Source organism: Nonomuraea sp. CX421, assembly GCF_059358955.1.
In genome coordinates, this window is sequence record NZ_JCADBK010000019.1 from 33,658 (window position 1) to 50,730 (window position 17,073).

Sequence of the window (17,073 nt, forward strand, 5' to 3'; positions counted from 1 at the left end):
CCTCACCGCCGTTCCCGGACCCTGCTTGATAGGTAGCCCAACTGAGCGCTAGCTTGGCTGGCATGCGCGTCCTGGTGACCGGTGCCTCGGGGTTCGTCGGCGCGCACGCGACCGTCGCCCTGGCCGCCCTGGGGCATGAGCCCCACCTTCTGGTGAGAAATCCGGAGAAGGCGGTACGCGTCCTCGCAGCCCTGGCCCCGCCCCAGGAGTGGCCGATCCACCAGGCCGACATCCGCGATGCCCCGGCCGTACGGCGGGCCCTGGAGCGGTGTGACGCGGTGCTGCACGCGGCGGCCGACATGGGCGTCACCGGTCACGCCACCGACCTGCGCGGCACGAACGTCACCGGGCTCGCGAACGTCCTCGGCCTGGCCGCCGAGCTGGGCCTCGACCCGATCGTGCACGTCTCCACGGTGGCCGTCTTCGTCCCGCCCGCAGGGCCGATGATCACCGCGGACAGCCCGCTGGCCTCCCCACGCAACGGGTACGGCCGGTCCAAGGTCGAGGGCGACCGCTACGCCAGGGACCTGGGCGGCGTCACCATCGTCTATCCCGGTGGCGTCGCCGGGCCGCACCAGCCCACGCTCGACGGGCTCAACGAGGGGCTCCGGGCGGGGCTGCGCTCGGGCTGGCCGATCGTGCCGGGCGGGGTGAGCGTGCTCGACGTCCGCGACCTGGCCGTGGCGCTCGCCCGCTGCTTCGTGCCCGGCCAGGGCGCCCGCCGTTACGTACTCGGGGGAAATTTCCTGACCTGGGCGGAGATCGCGTCCCTCTCCCGGCAGCTCACCGGGCAGAAGGGCAGGGCGCTCAGGATGCCCGGCACGCTGCTGCGCGCGCTGGCGGCGGCCCTCGACGGCGTCAAGGGGCTGGGCCTGCGGGTCGCCTACCCCCTCACCCGCGACGCGGCCGATTTCATGCTGACCCTGGTCCCCACCGACGACACCATCGCGCTCAAGGAGCTCGGCGTCACATTGCGCTCAGCGGATGACACCGTTTCGGATACATTGCGGTGGCTGGTAGCGGAAGGGCATCTGAAACCTCGCGAAATCGGCAGACTGGCGCCGTGATGGAGAAGATCGGAGTCGTCGGGGCAGGCATCGTCGGGCTGGCGGTCGCTCGCGAGCTGGCCGCCAGGGGTGCCGAGGTGACCGTGCTGGAGAAGGAGCACCGGGTCGCCGCGCACCAGACCGGGCACAACAGCGGCGTCGTGCACGCGGGCATCTACTATCCGCCGGGCTCGCTCAAGGCCAGGCTGTGCCGCGAGGGCGTGGCGCTGCTCAGGGAATACTGCGCCGAGCACGGCCTGCCGTACGAGGAGGTCGGCAAGCTGGTCGTGGCGAGCACCCGCGCGGAGCGGCCGTTGCTGCGGGAGCTGGCCGAGCGGGCGCGGGCCAACGGTGTGCCCGGTGTCGCCGAGCTCGACGGGCTCGGGCTGCGCGAGATCGAGCCGCACGCGGTCGGTGTCGGCGCTGTCCACTCCCCGCGCACCGCCATCGCCGACTTCCCCGCCATCGCGCGCCGGCTCGCGCTCGACGTGGTCGAGCTGGGCGGTTCCGTACGGCTCGCGCACCCGGTCAGGGCCATCAGGGAGAGCTCCGGGGGTGTCCAGGTCATGGCGGCCCGCCGGAGGTTCACCTTCGACCGGCTGGTGGTCTGCGCCGGGCTCGGCACCGACGCGGTGGCCGCCATGGCGGGCCGGCCGGGAGAGGTGCGGATCGTGCCGTTCCGCGGCGAGTACTACGCGCTGGCCGGCGCGGCCCGTGACCTCGTGCGCGGCCTGATCTATCCGGTGCCCGACCCGCGGTACCCGTTCCTGGGGGTGCACCTGACCCGGCGCCTCGACGGCGAGGTCCTGGTCGGGCCGAACGCCGTGCTGGCGCTCGCCTACGAGGGATACAGCTGGCGGGATGTTCGTGATCTCGGGCAGATCGCCGGCTGGCCGGGCACCCTCCGGATGGCCCGCCACCACTGGCGCACCGGCGTCAAGGAGATCTACGGCTCGCTGGCCAGGCGTTCCTTCCTCAACGCCGCCCGCCGCTACGTGCCCGAGCTGCGTGCCGGTGACCTGCGGCGGACCGAGGGCGGGGTGCGCGCCCAGGCCGTGGCGAGAGACGGCGGCCTGGTCGACGACTTCGCCGTGGACGTGCAGGGCAGGGTGGTGCTCGTCCGCAACGCACCCTCGCCGGCCGCCACGTCGAGCCTCGCCATTGCGCGGCACATCAGGGGGATTGTCCCAGCACTCGTCCGATGAGGGCATCCTTGGGGGTGATGGACGCACGTTTGCTGATCGTCGAGGACGATCCCAACATCCTCGAACTTCTCGCCGCGAGCCTGAGGTTCGCGGGCTTCGACGTGACCACGGCCAAGAACGGGCTCGACGCCGTCGCCTCCGTGCAACGGCACCAGCCGGACCTCGTCGTACTCGATGTCATGCTGCCCGATCTGGATGGGTTCGAGATCGTACGGCGGATTCGCGGCGGCGGAATGCACACCCCCGTGGTCTTCCTCACCGCCCGCGACGAGACCGAGGACAAGATCCGCGGCCTGACCATCGGCGGCGACGACTACGTGACCAAGCCGTTCAGCCTGGAAGAGGTGGTCGCCCGGATCCAGGCGGTGCTCCGCCGCACCTGCGGTGACATGCCGGCTCCGCCGCCCAGGCTGACCTTCGCCGACATCGAGCTCGACGAGGAGAGCCACGAGGTGTGGCGCGGCGGCCACGCGGTGGCGCTCTCGCCGACCGAGTTCAAGCTGCTGCGCTACTTCATGACCAACGCGGGCCGGGTGCTGTCCAAGCCGCAGATCCTCGACCACGTCTGGGACTACGACTTCCGGGGCGAGGTGGGCATCGTCGAGTCGTACGTGTCGGTGCTCCGGCGCAAGATCGACAACCGCACTCCGAGGCTCATCCACACCCTGCGAGGCGTCGGATACGTGCTCCGCCTGCCACCGGCTTCCTGATGGCCGGACTGCCGCTCAGGTTCAAGCTGATCGCCGCGATGCTGGCCCTGCTGGCGCTCGGGCTGACGTTCATCGGGCTGGTCAGCGTCTCGGTCCTGCACGGCTACCTCATGGACCGGGTGGACAGCCAGGTGCACCTGGTCTCGGTGCGGATGCAGAAGAAGCTGGAGTACGACCGCGAGCGGCGGGAGAAGGGCAAGAAGGTGAGCGACAAGCCGTTGCTCATCGAGTCCGACACGATCGTCCTGGTCCGCGATCCCGCCGGGACGCTGACGCCGCTGCAGGTCGAACGCGACGTCGACATCAAGCCCAAACCGGTGCTGTCGGCGGCGCCGGAAGCCGTCATCTACACCGCCCCGGCCATCGCGGGCGACGGCCAGTGGCGGGTGCTGGAGACCTCGGCCGCCGGCACCGAGTTCGTGGTCGCGGCGGACCTGACCGAGGTCACCGAGATCACCCGGCGGCTCGCCCTCATCGAGTTGCTCGGCGGCAGCGGCATCCTGCTCATCCTCGCCGTCGGCGGCGTGACGATCGTCCGGCGGAGCATGCGCCCCCTGTCCGAGATCGAGCACACGGCCGAGGCCATCGCCGCCGGCCAGCTCGGCCGCCGGGTGCCCGATGGCGACCCCCGTACGGAGGTGGGGCGCCTGGCCCGCTCGCTCAACGGGATGCTCGCGCAGATCGAGACGGCCTTCGCGGCGCGCTCGGCGTCCGAGGCGGCGGCCCGCCGCTCCGAGGACCGGATGCGCCAGTTCGTCGGCGACGCCTCGCACGAGCTGCGCACCCCGCTGACCTCGATCCGCGGCTTCGCCGAGTACGCCAGGCAGAACCCGGGCGCCGACCCCGCCGAGCTGATGCAGCGCGTGGAGAAGGCCGCCGGCCGGATGAGCCTGCTCGTGGACGACCTGCTGCTGCTCGCCCGCGTCGACCAGCAGCGGCCGCTGCGCATGCGGCCCGTCGACATGCTGGCGTTGGCCGCCGACGCCGTGCAGGAGGCTCGGATCCTGGCGCCCGGACGCACCATCGGCCTCGACGTCGTCGGCGGCGCCGCCCTGATCGTCTCTGGCGACGAGGTACGGCTGCGCCAGGTCGTCACCAACCTCATGACCAACGCCCTCATCCACACCGACGAGGACAGCCCGATCACCATCCGGGTCGGGGCCGGAGCCGACACCGTGTTCCTGGAGGTGGCCGACAAGGGGCCCGGCCTCACCTCCGAACAGGCCGAGAAGGTCTTCGAGCGGTTCTACCGGGCCGACTCGGCCAGGTCGCGCCGCCGCTCGGGCGAGGACAGGGGCAGCGGGCTCGGGCTGGCCATCGTGCAGGCGCTGGTGTGGGCCCACGGCGGGACGGTGACCCTGGAGAGCTCCCCGGGGGTCGGCTCCACCTTCCGGGTCGAACTCCCACTCGCCTTGGAGTGAGCCTTCAGCTATTCCTCAGGTCGCTGGGTCACGCTAGGCAGGTGACCCAGGGACCTGAGGCGCTGATCATGGTGGTGGACGACGAGCCCAGCATCAGGGATCTGCTCTCCGCCAGCCTGCGCTTCTCCGGTTTCGAGGTGCTGACGGCAGCCGACGGCTACGAGGCCGTCGAGGTGGCCGAGCGGGCCTCACCCGACCTGGTGGTGCTCGACGTGATGCTGCCCGACCTCGACGGGTTCGAGGTGGCCAGGCGGATCACCGCGCCGGTGCTCTTCCTGACGGCGCGCGACGCCACCGAGGACAAGATCGCCGGGCTCGGCGTGGGCGACGACTACGTGACCAAGCCGTTCAGCCTGGAAGAGGTGCAGGCCCGGATCCGGGCCGTCCTCCGCCGCACCCGGGGCGAGAGCACCCCGGTCAGCCGGCTGAAGGTCGCCGACCTGGAGCTCGACGAGGACTCCCGCGAGGTGTGGCGGGCCGGCCGGTCGGTCCGGCTGTCGCCGACCGAGTACAAACTGCTCCACTACTTCATGTCCAACGCCGGTCGGGTGCTGTCCAAGGCGCAGATCCTCGACCACGTATGGAACTACGACTTCGGCGGCGACGCGGGCGTGGTCGAGTCCTACGTCTCCTACCTGCGGCGCAAGGTCGACGACGTGGAGCCGCGGCTCATCCACACGCTTCGCAGCGTCGGCTACGTGCTGAGAGAGCCGCCGACGGGCTAGGCGCGAAACGCCGCCACCTGCGGTGGACCGCCGAACACCGTCCCCCGTAGCGTGGGCGGTATGGACCTGCTGGGCGCGTTGGAAGCACTACGCCGCCGGCTCGACAGCGAGTTGTTCCCGCTGGAGATCGGCGAGGCCGCGGCCGACCGGCGCGCGCTCCGGGAGCTGACCGGGCAGCTCGACGACTACCTGCTGCCCCGGCTGCGCGCGATCGACGCGCCGCTGCTGGCCGTCGTGGGCGGCTCCACCGGCGCGGGCAAGTCCACCCTCGTCAACTCGCTGGTCGGAGCCGACGTGGCCGAGCCCGGCGTGCTGCGGCCCACCACGCTGGTGCCCACGCTCGTGGTCAGCCCGGCCGACCACGACTGGTTCATGGGGCCGAACGTGCTGCCCGGCCTCTCCCGCGCCACCGGCTCCGCCGTCGGGGCGCTGCGGGTGGTGACGTCCGAAGCCCTCGGCGAGGGGCTGGCGCTGCTCGACGCGCCCGACATCGACTCGGTGGTGACCGCCAACCGGGAGCTGGCCGCGCAGCTGCTCGCCGCCGCCGACCTGTGGCTCTTCGTCACGACCGCCGCCCGCTACGCCGACGAGGTGCCGTGGAGCTTCCTGCGCTCGGCCCGCGAGCGCAGCACCGCGCTCGCCGTGGTGCTCGACCGGGCGCCGCCGGAGGCCGTGGAGCCGGTCACCCGCGACCTCGAACGCCTCCTCGTCGCCAACGGGCTGGACGGCACCCGGCTGTTCACCGTTCCGGAGGCGGTGCTGTCCTCCGAACGCGCCCGGCTGCCCGCCGAGCTGGTCGAGCCGATCGTCAGCTGGCTGACCGAGCTGGCCGCCGACGCGGCCGAGCGGTCCCGGGTCGTCCGCCAGACCCTCTCGGGCGCGCTCGACAGCCTGGCCGCGCGGGTGCCGTCGCTGGCCGCGGCCGTCTCCCGGCAGCAGGCCGGCTTCGACGGGCTCCGCTCGATCGTGGCGGGGGCGTACGCGGGCGGGATGGCCGACTTCGACGAGGGCATGCGCGACGGCTCGCTGCTGCGCGGCGAGGTGCTGGCCCGCTGGCAGGACTTCATCGGCACGGGCGACCTCATGCGGTCGCTGGAGAGCCGGGTCGGCTGGCTGCGTGACCGGATCGTCGGGTTCTTCACCGGCCGGGTCCCTGCCGTGGAGCTGCGCGACGCCCTGGAGAGCGGGGTCGAGTCGCTGATCAGGGGGGCGGCCGACGCCGCCGCTGAGCGCTCCCTGGACGGCTGGTCGGCCGCGCCCGGCGGGCCCGGCATGATCGAACGGGTCGGGGCCGTGGAGGCCGCCCGGCTCGGCCGCGCCTCCGCCGACCTCGGCAAACGGGCCGAGGCCGCGGTGCGCGGCTGGCAGGAGTTCGTCCTCGACCTCGTACGCCTGGAGGGCGGCGAGCGGCGCACCACGGCCAGGGTCGCCTCGTTCGGGGTCAACGGGGCAGGGTTGCTGCTGATGCTGGGCGTCTTCGCCTCGACCGGCGGGCTGACCGGCATCGAGGTGGGCATCGCCGGCGGCACCAGCGTGCTGTCGCAGAAACTGCTGGAGGCGATCTTCGGTGACCAGGCCGTGCGCACGCTGACGGCGCGGGCGCGAGACGATCTGCGGGAGCGGGTGCAGGGATTGCTGGACGAGGAGGCCGCGCGCTACACGGCGCTGCTGGAGTCCATCGAGCCAGCCGAGGGCACGGCCGACGCCCTGCTCGCCGCGGGCGCGTCGGTGCGTGCGCACAGCGGCGAGCTGCCCGCCGCATCCGTCCGGCCGTTGTCTCCCGGCGCCGACGCGGGCCGTCCTGACGCGGCCAGTCCTGAGACGGGTGGTCCTGAGACAGGTGGTCCTGACGCGGCCAGTCCTGAGGCGGGTGGGGACGGTTCGGCGGGGTCTCCTGGTTCGGAGGGATCGTGAAGTTGCTGCGCCGCAGGGAGGGGCCGTCGCTCGACTCGCGGCTGGCGGCCCTGCTGGAGGCCGCCGAGCTGGGGGAGGGGCGGCTGCCCGAGGAGGCCGTGTCGGGGGCGCGGGCGGTGGCCGAGCGGGCCGGCGTGCGGCGCGACCTGTCGGTGGCCCACACGGTGGTGGCCCTCGCCGGGGCCACCGGGAGCGGCAAGTCGTCGCTGTTCAACGCGCTGGCCGGAGAGCAGGTGGCGGTCGTGGGGGTCACCCGGCCCACGACGTCGGCGGCCCAGGCGGCCCTGTGGGACGGCGCGGGCGCGGGCCCGCTCCTCGACTGGCTCGACATCTTCGAACGCCACACCGCAGCCCCGTCGCCGGCCGCCACCGGCGACCTGTCCGGACTCATCCTGCTGGATCTTCCCGACCACGACTCCATCCGGCTCTCCCACCGGCTGGAGGTCGACCGCCTGGTGGAGCTGGTCGACCTGCTGGTGTGGGTGGTGGATCCGCAGAAGTACGCCGACGCCGCGCTGCACGAGCGCTACCTGCGCCCGCTGGCCAGGCACCGCGACGTGATGGTGGTGGTGCTCAACCAGATCGACCGGCTGCCGCCCGACGCGGTTCAGCGCTGCCTCGACGACCTGCGCCGCCTCCTCGACGAGGACGGCCTGTCCGGCGTCCCGCTGCTGGCCGCGTCCGCCCGTACGGGCGTCGGCGTCGACCGGCTCCACGCGCTGCTGGACGAGCGGGTCTCCGAGCACGTGTCCTGGGCGGCGCGCGTGTCGGCGGACGTGTCCACCGCCGCCGTCCTGCTCACCGACGCCGCCACCCACCGGCCCGGACCAGGGGCGTCGGGCGAGCACGGGCCGAGGCCGTCGGGCGAGCACGGGCCGGGGACGCTCGCTGTGGGCCGTGACCTCGCCGTCTCCGGTGAGCCCGCCGCTCTGCCCGCCGTCAACGGTGGCGCGTTGGCGGGGCGGAGGCTCACGAAGGCGCTGTCGGAGGCCGCCGGGGTGCCGCTCGTCGTGGCGGCCGTGGCCAAGGGGCACCGCCACCGGGCCGTCGTCGCCACCGGCTGGCCGGTCACCCGGTGGCTGCGCAGGTTCCGGCCCGACCCGCTGCGCCGGCTGCGCATCGGCACGGGCGCCTCCGGCCGTGACGGCGCCCCCGAGATCGTCGGGCGCACGTCCGTGCCGGCCGCGAGCACTGTACAGAAGGCGCAGGTCGACTCCGCCATCAGGGACGTCAGCGACGCCGCGGCGGACGGGCTGCCCGAGCGGTGGGCGGCGGCGGTGCGGCGGGCCGCCCGGTCGCGGTCGGCGGAGCTGGCCGACGCCGTCGACCGGGCCGTGGCGACGACCTCGCTGCGCGCGACCAGGAGACCGCGCTGGTGGACGGCGGTGGGCGTGCTGCAGTGGCTGGTGTTCGCGACCATGGCCGTGGGCGGGCTCTGGCTGGGCGTGCTGTTCGCGATGGACTATCTGCGGCTGCCCCAGCCGCCGCTGCCGACCGTGGGCGAGGTGCCCTGGCCGACCGTGCTGCTCGCCGGAGGCGCGCTGGCCGGCGTGCTGATCGCGCTGCTGTCGCGGCTGGCCGCCTGGGCGGGCGGGCGTCGCCGTGCCCGTCGTACGGCCAAGGCCCTGCGTGCCGCGATCGACGAGGTGAGCGGCGCGTACGTGCTGCGGCCCGTGGAGGAGGAGCTCGCCAGGTACACCAGGTTTCGCGACGCCGTCGCGCTGGCCCGCGCCTGAGGGACGTCAGGACGGGTCAGCCGCCGCCGAGCGGGCCGGCGACCGCGAGGAGGGCGTCGAGCAGGGGGCGTAGGAGGGGGTGGGCGTCGGCGCCGCGCCGGATGGCGGCGAAGACGCGGCGCTCCGGCCCGGGAGCGGGGCGTACGACCACGCCGGAGAGCGCCATGTCCCGCAGCGCGAGCCGGGGCACGAGCGCCACCCCCGAACCGGCGCCGACCAGTGCCACCACGGCCCGGAAGTCGTCGGAACAGTGCGCGAACCGCGCGGTGAAACCGGCCCGCTCGCAGGCGAACGCGATCACGTCATGCACAGGATTGCCGGGATACGGCCCGATCCACGTCTCGTCACCCAGGCTGACCAGCGAGATCGTCCCAGCCGGGTCGCCGGTGGCCAGCGGATGGCCGTGCGGGAGCACCAGGTCGAAGGGCTCGGCGTACAGGGGAAGAAGGGACAGGCGGCGGTCGGCGGCGTCAGGGGCGCCGCGGTATTCGACCGCGATCGTCAGATCAGCCGTGCCGTCGAGGAGCATGGTCAGGCCGTGGTCGCCCTCGGCGTCGCGTACCCGGATCCGCAGGCCGGGCGCCTCCTCGCGCAACCGGCCGATCGCGGGGGAGAGCACGGCGCTGATCGCGGTGGCGAAGCAGGCCACGGTCACCTCACCGGCCGCGCCGGTCGTGTAGGCGGCGACCTCGGCCTGCGCGCGTTCGAGCTGGGCGAGCACCTCGTTCGCGTGGCGGATCATGATGCGCCCGACGGCGGTGAGATGCACGCCGCGCCCGTCGCGGGTGAGCAGCCGGTGGCCCACCTCGTGTTCGAGCGCGGCGAGCTGCTGGGACACGGCCGACGGGGTCAGGTGGAGGGCGGCGGCCGCGGCGGTGACCGTGCCGTGGTCGGCCACCGCGCGCAGCGTGCGCAGGCGCCGCGTGTCTATCACGGAGCGAGGATACAGAGCGCGCGGCGCCCGGCCGTCACGGCCAACCGGTCAGCCGCGCGCCTGGACGAACGCCTCCACGGCCCGGTCGATGTCGTCGGCCGTGTGCGCGGCCGACAGCTGGACCCGGATCCGGGCCTTACCGTGCGGCACCACCGGGTAGGAGAAGCCGATCACGTAGATGCCCAGCTCGAGCAGGCGCTCGGCCATCGCGCCGGCCGCCGCGGCGTCGCCGATCATCACCGGGACGATCGGGTGGTCGCCGGGCAGGAGGTCGAACCCGGCCCGCGTCATCTTGTCGCGGAACCTCGCGGTGTTGGCGCGCAGCCGCTCGCGGGCCTCGCTGGACGTCTCCAGCAGGTCGAGGATGCGCAGCGAGGCGGAGGCGATGACGGGGGCGAGGGAGTTGGAGAACAGGTAGGGGCGCGAGCGCTGGCGCAGCAGGTCGCAGATCTCCTTGCGGGCCGACACGTAGCCACCGCTGGCCCCGCCGAGCGCCTTGCCGAGCGTGCCGGTGATGATGTCGACCCGGTCGGTGACGCCATGCAGCTCGGGAGTGCCCCGGCCGGTGGGGCCGACGAAGCCGACGGCGTGCGAGTCGTCGACCATGACCATCGCGTCGTAGCGGTCGGCCAGGTCGCAGATCTCGGCGAGCGGCGCGACATAGCCGTCCATGGAGAACACTCCGTCGGTGACGACCAGCCTGCGCCGCGCGTCGGACGCCTCCTTCAGCCGCGCCTCCAGCTCGGCCAGGTCACGGTTGGCGTAGCGCAGCCGCCGCGCCTTCGACAACCGGATGCCGTCGATGATGCTCGCGTGGTTGAGCGCGTCGGAGATGACCGCGTCCTGCTCGTCGAGCAGCGTCTCGAAGACGCCGCCGTTGGCGTCGAAGCACGAGCTGTAGAGGACGGTGTCCTCCATGCCGAGGAACTCCGACAGCCGGGCCTCGAGCTCCTTGTGCACCTCCTGGGTGCCGCAGATGAAGCGGACCGAGGCCATGCCGAAGCCCCACCGGTCGAGCGCCTGCTTGGCGGCCTCGACGACGGCCGGGTGGTCGGCCAGGCCGAGGTAGTTGTTGGCGCAGAAGTTGAGGACCTCGCGCCCGGCCACGCTCACCGACGCGCTCTGCGGGGTGGTGATCACTCGCTCGGGCTTGAGCAGCCCGGCCTCGGTGATCTCATCGAGGGTCGTACGCAACTGCTCGCGCACGTTCGTGAACATCAGGTGCCTCCGCTCGTGTCGATGGTCGCGGCCGCTTCGGCCTTCGTTGGCTCGTGCCTCGCTCTCTCAGGCCGAGCTCCTCCGCTCGTGTCGATGGTCGCGGCCGCTTCGGCCTTCGTTGGCTCGTGCCTCGCTCTCTCAGGCCGAGCTCCTCCGCTCGTGTCGATGGTCGCGGCCGCTTCGGCCTTCGTTGGCTCGTGCCTCGCTCTCTCAGGCCGAGCTCCTCCGCTCCAGTCCAAAATGACCTTGCCGGTGCGGCCGCTCGCGGCCGTGTCGAAGGCGGCGTCGAAGTCGTGGTAGGAGAACCGGTCGGTGATCACTGGTGACAGGTCGAGCCCCTTCTCCAGCAGGACCGACATGTTGTACCAGGTCTCGTACATCTCGCGGCCGTAGACGCCCTTGATGGTGATCATCGACGTGACCACCGTGGCCCAGTCGATCGCGAACTCCTCGGCGGGCAGCCCGAGCATGGCGATCCTGCCGCCGTGGGTCATGTTCGCGATCATGTCGCGCATGGCCTGCGGGTTGCCCGACATCTCCAGCCCCACGTCGAAGCCCTCGCGCATGCCCAGCCGGCGCATGCCGTCGGCGATCGAGGTCTGGCCCACGTTGAGGGCGAGGGAGACGCCCAGTTTCGCGGCCAGGTCGAGACGCTCGGGGCTGACATCGGTGATCACGACGTTGCGGGCGCCCACGTGGGTGGCGACCGCCGCCGCCATCAGCCCGATCGGGCCCGCGCCGCTGATCAGCACGTCCTCGCCGACCAGCGGGAACGACAGCGCGGTGTGCACGGCGTTGCCGAACGGGTCGAAGACGGCCGCCACGTCGGGGTCGACCGGGGTGCGGTGCACCCACACGTTGGAGGCGGGCAGCGTGACGTACTCGGCGAACGCGCCGTCACGGTGGACGCCCAGGCCCACGGTGTTGCGGCACAGGTGGCGCCTCCCGGCCATACAGTTGCGGCACTTGCCGCAGACGAGGTGGCCCTCGCCGCTGACCAGGTCGCCGACCGAGATGTCCTCCACGCCGGGCGTGACCTCGACGACCTCGCCGCTGAACTCATGTCCCACGATGAGGGGAAGTTTCAGGGTGTGTTGGGCCCAGTCGTCAAATTTCCGGATATGAAGGTCGGTGCCGCAGATGCCGGTACGCAGCACCCTGATCAGCACCTCGCCCGGACCAGGCACCGGCTCCGGCACGTCGACCAGCCACAGACCGGCTTCGGCCCTCTCCTTGACCAGCGCTTTCATGGCTCAATCTCCCCCTCATCCGAACCCTACGCACTGTGCCCGGTCCCCAGCGGGCATGTCCATCGAGGGATTCTTAAGTGCCCCCACAGCTCCGCTTCACGCCGCAGGCCGGATGGTGAGGCGCTCGGGACAGGGGGCTAGATTGCTGCCGTACCTGGAGGAGAGGACGTCTGTGGAAGACCTGCGCATCGGAGTCGTCGGCCTCGGCCTGCGCGCCAGCCTCGCCCTGGCCGCGCACCGGCCGGGACGGGGGTCGGTGGTGACCGCCCTGTGCGACTCCGATCCGGCGGTGCTCAAGCGCCAGGCCGAACGGTTCGACGCCGACTTCCTGACCGAGGACCACCGCCGGCTGCTCGATCGCGACGACCTCGACGCGGTCATCGTGATGACGCCCGACGACACCCACGAGCGCGTCGCGATCGACTGCCTCCAGGCCGGCAAGGCTCTCTACCTGGAAAAACCGCTCGCCATCACCGTCGACGGCTGCGACAACATCCTGCGCGAGGCCCGCCGCACCGGCACCCGCCTGTACGTCGGCCACAACATGCGTCACATGGGCGTGGTCCGGCTGATGCGCGACGCCATCCGGCGCGGCGACATCGGCGAGCCGAAGACCGTCTGGGTGCGCCACTTCGTCTCCTACGGCGGCGACTACTACTTCAAGGACTGGCACGCCGACCGCAGCCGCACCACGGGCCTGCTCCTGCAGAAGGCCGCGCACGACCTCGACGTGATCCACTGGCTGGCCGGCGGCTACACGACCAGGGTCAACGCCCTCGGCGACCTCATGCTCCACGGCGACCTGCCCCGTCGCGCCCCGGGCGAACCACGCCCCGAGGGGTGGCTGCGGGAGTTCGAGTGGCCGCCGACCAGCCGCACCGGCCTCAACGACGTCGTCGACGTCGAGGACGTGTCGGTGATGAACATGCGGCTGGACAACGGTGTCATCGCGGCCTACCAGCAGTGCCACTTCTCGCCTGACTACGTGCGCAACTACACGGTGATCGGCACCGAGGGACGGCTGGAGAACTTCGGCGACCGGCCGGGCGACACCGTCAAGGTGTGGAACACCGGGCCGTCCGCCTATCGGGACGACGCCGACGTCACCTACCGGGTGCCCGACGCCCAGGGGACGCACGGCGGGGCGGACACGGCGATCATGGCTGAGTTCTGCCGGTTCGCCAGGGAGGGCGGGGTGACCGACACCTCGCCGGTGGGGGCCCGGATGAGCGTGGCGGCGGGCTACATGGCCACGATGTCGCTGCGTGACGGCGGCATGCCGTACGACATCCCGCCCCTCGATCCGGAGCTGGCGGCCTACTTCGACGCCGGCCAGCGCTGACCGCTTTGTGTAGTCGGTACGGAACTTTTAGTAGGGGCTCCAGGGGTGGAAAGGGTGTGCCAAGCCTGCAACGCTGTTGCAGGGTTGCTACATGGTCGGTCGAGGTGGACACCGGAGCAACGAGCTCAACGCGGTGCTCAAGGCCTTCCGCGAGATCAACAGTGGCGAGTGCGTGAGTGATGAGCAAGAGGAGACCTCATGACCATCTGGGACTTCCGGGTCATGCTCAACCGTGAGCCCGACTCTGATGAGTACGACCGGCTCGTTGAGGCGGGCATGGACGACTGTGTCCTGACCGGAGGTTCCCAGCCCTCCCTGATGTGTGATCGTGAAGCGGACAGCCTCCTGGAGGCCGTCGTGTCCGTCCTCGCCCAGATCAGACAGGTCAACGGACTGTGGGGCGTCAGCGTCGGGCATGGTGACGCGGTGACGCTGGGGGATGCGGCTCGGCGGCATGGGGGGCGCACTCAGGCGAGCCTGCGGCAGCTCGCCAGCGGTCAGCGCGGCCCGGGCGGCTTTCCGGAGCCGCTCATGGAGGCCGACAACGTCAGCGTCTACTCGTGGGCCGAGATCTCCGACTGGCTGCGCACCACCATGGGCGACGACCTCCCGCACGGCAACCGCGACCTCGCCCTCGCCGACGCGGCGGTCAAGCTCGCCTGCCGGGCCAGGGCCATGCGCCAGGAGCCCCTGGTGCGCCGCCTCCTCGAAGTCGCCTGATCGCCCCGGCCCTGGCCGCTCCGCCGTTCGGATGGAGTGGCGGGTCAGCGTTCCTGGTGTTCGCGGTCGAGGTCGGCGAAGGGCGTGGCCGGCTCGTTGGCGGCCTGGGTCAGCTGGCGGGGGCCGGCGGGAGTGCCGGCGTCCTGGGCGTCGGCCACGGCCTCGGCCGCCGCCTCCGAAGCCTTGACGACCTCTTCCTCCTCCATGGCGGACGACTCGGGCGCCTCGCGGGTGGCGGCGGACCTGGGCAGCGACTCGGTGAACGCCTTGGACACGCCCTGCAGGGCCGAGGTGACCTCGCTGGGGATGACCCAGAACGTGTTGCCCTCGCCCTGGGCGAGCTGTGGCAGCACCTGGAGATACTGGTAGGCGAGCAGCTGGGGGTCGGGGTCGTTGCGGTGGACCGCCTGGAAGACCTGGTCGATGGCCCGTGACTGACCTTCGGCCTCGAGGATGGCGGCGGTGCGCTGGCCCTCGGCCCGCAGGATGCGGCTCTGCTTGTCACCCTCGGCCGTGAGGATCTGCGACTGTCGCTGGCCCTCGGCGTTGAGGATGGCGGCCCGCTTGTCACGTTCGGCCCGCATCTGCTTCTCCATCGCGTCCTTGATGGTCTTGGGCGGGTCGATCGCCTTGACCTCGACGCGGTTGACGCGGATGCCCCACTTGCCGGTGGCCTCGTCGAGGACGCCACGCAGCTGGCTGTTGATGGTGTCGCGGGAGGTGAGGGTCTTCTCCAGGTCCATCGAGCCGATCACGTTACGCATCGTGGTGACGGTGAGCTGCTCGATCGCCTGGATGTAGTTGGCGATCTCGTAGGACGCCGCCCGAGGATCGGTGACCTGGAAGTAGAGCACGTTGTCGATCTCGACGACCAGGTTGTCCTCGGTGATGACCGGCTGCGGGCGGAAGGTCACGACCTGCTCGCGGAGGTCGATCATGGGGTAGACGCGGTCGATGTAGGGGATGACGAAGTTGAGGCCTGGCTTGAGCGTGCGGTGATAGCGGCCGAGGCGCTCCACGTTGCGCGCTCGGGCCTGAGGAACGATCCGCACGGCCTTGAGCACCGTGAACGCCGCGAACAAGATGATGAGAATCCCGACTACCAACACCGGATCCATGATCACTCCCGGGGATATACGAGGGCCGTCGCGCCCTCGATCTCGATGACGTCTACGGTCGCCCCTGCGGGGATCACCAGGGTCTCGTCATAGGCGCGGGCCGACCATTCCTCGCCGCCGATGCGCACCCTGCCATCGCGCCCGGTGACCTCGGCCACCACGTAGGCCGGCTTCCCGACCAGTGCTTCCACGCCGAAGCGTTGCAGCTGTGGCTGACGGACGTTACGCATGGCGATCGGCCGGATCAGGACGAGCCCGGCCGCCGAGGACAGGATGAAGACGAGCAGTTGGAAGGGAACAGGCAGACCGATGGCGGCGGTGGCCGCGGTGAGGAGGGCGGCGGCGCCGAGCAGACCGAGCGCCATGGTGACCGTGAAGATCTCCGCCACTCCGAGGACTACCGCCAAAATTATCCAGATGATCCATTCATCCATGCTTTGGCCCTCCTGTTAGGACAACGGGCCTGTGTCCATGACTGTTCCCTTCCCCTACCGTAGTCGCCGTTTCACCGCTGCGGCAGGGGTGAGGTGGTGCCGGCGATCATCTCATGGGGGTCGGCGAGCGCGCTGCCGACGAGCCACCTGTCCCAGGGCAGCTGCCAGAATCCCCAGCCGTTGTTCCAGGCGAGCTCGCGGTCGGTGCCGGTGATCGTCACCGGGTCGCCGCGCAGGCTGCCGGCATAGAACCAGGCGGCCTGGTCGGGCCGGGCGTTGACGCAGCCGTGGCTGACGTTGGCCCTGCCCTGGGCCCAGAGGTTGTCCTTGGCGTGTACGTACTCGCCGCTGTCGGAGATGCGGACGGCGTGGTTGATCAGCACGTCGTAGTAGCCGGGGTCGCCCTCCTCGCGGCCCGGCGAGATCATGCGGACGGGGTTGCCCTTGTCCATGGTCAGATGGACGCCGCTGGTCGTGGTGTATTCGGGGGTGGTGGCCATGCCGGCGCTGATCGCCATGCGTTGCACGACCCTGCCGCCGCGCCGGACCTCCATCTGGTGGGTGCGGGTGTCGACCGTGCTGGTCTGCTCGCGGCCCACGGTGAAGGCGAACGTGCGGTCGGCCGTGCCGTGGACGCCGGGGGCCGCGCGCACCCCGGCCAGGTGGGCGGTGACGGTGACCTGCTGCCGGGGCGCCCAGTAGGCGCGGGGCCGGTAGACGGTCTGCGTGTCGCTGGTCCAGCGCCAGGCGCCCTCGACGGGGCGCGCCGTGCTGACCTCCAGCGCGCGCTCCACGGCCGCCTTGTCGCGCACCGGGGTGTCGAAGTCGAGGATGATCGGCATGCCCACCCCGACGGTCTCGCCGGGCATGGGCACGGCCGAGGCCAGCCCGAAGGCACGCTCGGCCGGGCGGGTGCGGAACCGGCCCACCGTCACCGTCGGCGCGCCGCTCGGGGACGCGGCGGTGACGGACACCGTGTATTCGGTCGCCGGTTTGAGGGTCCAGTCGGAGCGCCAGAAGGTGCCGGTCGCGTCGAGTCTGCCCGGCACGGGCACGCCCGCGGCGTGGGCGACCACCTTGCGCAGCGTGCCGCCCCGCGCCCTGACCTGCAGCCCTTTCTCGGTGGGGGCCTGCTTGACGTCGAAGGCGGGTGACACCCGGACGACGGCGGGTGCGGGCGACGGCGCCGGGGCGGTCACCGCGGCGCAGCTCGTGGTGACGAAGAGGGCGACGACAAGGATCATCGCGGCTCGCCGCATCTCACTCCTGCTCTCCGGGGAAGGGAATCCTCAGAGTAGCG

Annotated in this window: 15 protein-coding genes; 9 read left to right on the plus strand and 6 right to left on the minus strand. The window is 71.7% G+C overall.

Translation table 11 applies throughout. The annotated features are described in order from the left end of the window. The first annotated feature begins 62 nt into the window (after positions 1–62). The 7 genes from AC5L3X_RS28120 (at position 63) to AC5L3X_RS28150 (ending at position 8,757) form a co-directional block, all read left to right on the plus strand. Complete coding sequence (locus AC5L3X_RS28120; RefSeq protein WP_494860877.1) at positions 63–1,067, plus strand: NAD-dependent epimerase/dehydratase family protein; 1,005 nt, start codon at positions 63–65, stop codon at positions 1,065–1,067. Then, entirely contained in the window at positions 1,067–2,251 is a 1,185-nt protein-coding gene (lhgO, locus tag AC5L3X_RS28125) for an L-2-hydroxyglutarate oxidase (protein ID WP_494861006.1), read from the plus strand. The genes AC5L3X_RS28120 and lhgO overlap by 1 nt, the downstream gene beginning before the upstream one ends. A gap of 17 nt (positions 2,252–2,268) precedes the next feature. Then, on the plus strand, positions 2,269–2,961 hold the full coding sequence (locus AC5L3X_RS28130) for a response regulator transcription factor (protein ID WP_494860879.1): 693 nt from the start codon (positions 2,269–2,271) through the stop codon (positions 2,959–2,961). Further along, a complete protein-coding gene (locus tag AC5L3X_RS28135; protein ID WP_494860881.1) occupies positions 2,961–4,382 on the plus strand; it encodes a sensor histidine kinase in 1,422 nt (473 codons plus the stop codon). Before AC5L3X_RS28130 ends, AC5L3X_RS28135 begins: the two co-directional genes overlap by 1 nt. Positions 4,383–4,450: 68 nt before the next feature. After that, positions 4,451–5,107 carry a response regulator transcription factor gene (locus tag AC5L3X_RS28140; RefSeq protein WP_494861008.1) on the plus strand — a complete coding sequence of 219 codons (657 nt, stop codon included), beginning with the start codon at positions 4,451–4,453 and terminating at the stop codon, positions 5,105–5,107. A 60-nt stretch (positions 5,108–5,167) separates the two neighbouring features. Then, positions 5,168–7,021 carry a GTPase family protein gene (locus tag AC5L3X_RS28145; protein WP_494860883.1) on the plus strand — a complete coding sequence of 618 codons (1,854 nt, stop codon included), beginning with the start codon at positions 5,168–5,170 and terminating at the stop codon, positions 7,019–7,021. Further along, the gene (locus AC5L3X_RS28150) at positions 7,018–8,757 is read left to right on the plus strand and encodes a GTPase family protein (RefSeq protein WP_494860885.1); all 1,740 of its coding nucleotides are present in this window, start codon (positions 7,018–7,020) and stop codon (positions 8,755–8,757) included. Before AC5L3X_RS28145 ends, AC5L3X_RS28150 begins: the two co-directional genes overlap by 4 nt. Before the next feature lie 16 nt (positions 8,758–8,773). Here the strand turns inward: AC5L3X_RS28150 and AC5L3X_RS28155 are convergent, their stop codons facing one another. Genes AC5L3X_RS28155 through tdh form a run of 3 tightly spaced genes read right to left on the minus strand, consistent with a single transcriptional unit; the run spans position 8,774 to position 12,159 of the window. Next, positions 8,774–9,691, minus strand: coding sequence for a LysR family transcriptional regulator (locus AC5L3X_RS28155; RefSeq protein WP_494860887.1), 918 nt, complete (start codon positions 9,689–9,691; stop codon positions 8,774–8,776). A 48-nt stretch (positions 9,692–9,739) separates the two neighbouring features. Continuing rightward, the gene (locus tag AC5L3X_RS28160; RefSeq protein WP_494860889.1) at positions 9,740–10,909 is read right to left on the minus strand and encodes a glycine C-acetyltransferase; all 1,170 of its coding nucleotides are present in this window, start codon (positions 10,907–10,909) and stop codon (positions 9,740–9,742) included. Further along, entirely contained in the window at positions 10,909–12,159 is a 1,251-nt protein-coding gene (gene tdh, locus AC5L3X_RS28165) for an L-threonine 3-dehydrogenase (protein ID WP_494860890.1), read from the minus strand. Before tdh ends, AC5L3X_RS28160 begins: the two co-directional genes overlap by 1 nt. 172 nt (positions 12,160–12,331) lie before the next feature. Here tdh and AC5L3X_RS28170 point away from each other — a divergent pair, with 172 nt between their 5' ends. Both AC5L3X_RS28170 and AC5L3X_RS28175 read left to right on the plus strand, forming a co-directional pair. Then, the gene (locus tag AC5L3X_RS28170) at positions 12,332–13,501 is read left to right on the plus strand and encodes a Gfo/Idh/MocA family protein (protein WP_189128573.1); all 1,170 of its coding nucleotides are present in this window, start codon (positions 12,332–12,334) and stop codon (positions 13,499–13,501) included. 198 nt (positions 13,502–13,699) lie between these two features. Further along, positions 13,700–14,221 (plus strand): hypothetical protein, encoded by a 522-nt coding sequence (locus AC5L3X_RS28175; RefSeq protein WP_494860891.1) that lies wholly within the window; start codon positions 13,700–13,702, stop codon positions 14,219–14,221. Between the two features lie 44 nt (positions 14,222–14,265). Here AC5L3X_RS28175 and AC5L3X_RS28180 read toward each other — a convergent pair whose 3' ends face one another. The 3 genes from AC5L3X_RS28180 to AC5L3X_RS28190 form a co-directional block, all read right to left on the minus strand. Beyond that, a complete protein-coding gene (locus AC5L3X_RS28180; RefSeq protein ID WP_494860893.1) occupies positions 14,266–15,339 on the minus strand; it encodes an SPFH domain-containing protein in 1,074 nt (357 codons plus the stop codon). A 2-nt stretch (positions 15,340–15,341) separates the two neighbouring features. Beyond that, entirely contained in the window at positions 15,342–15,773 is a 432-nt protein-coding gene (locus AC5L3X_RS28185) for an NfeD family protein (RefSeq protein ID WP_189128576.1), read from the minus strand. Positions 15,774–15,844: 71 nt separating this feature from the next. Then, positions 15,845–17,032 (minus strand): L,D-transpeptidase, encoded by a 1,188-nt coding sequence (locus AC5L3X_RS28190; protein WP_494860894.1) that lies wholly within the window; start codon positions 17,030–17,032, stop codon positions 15,845–15,847. Positions 17,033–17,073 lie beyond the last annotated feature (41 nt).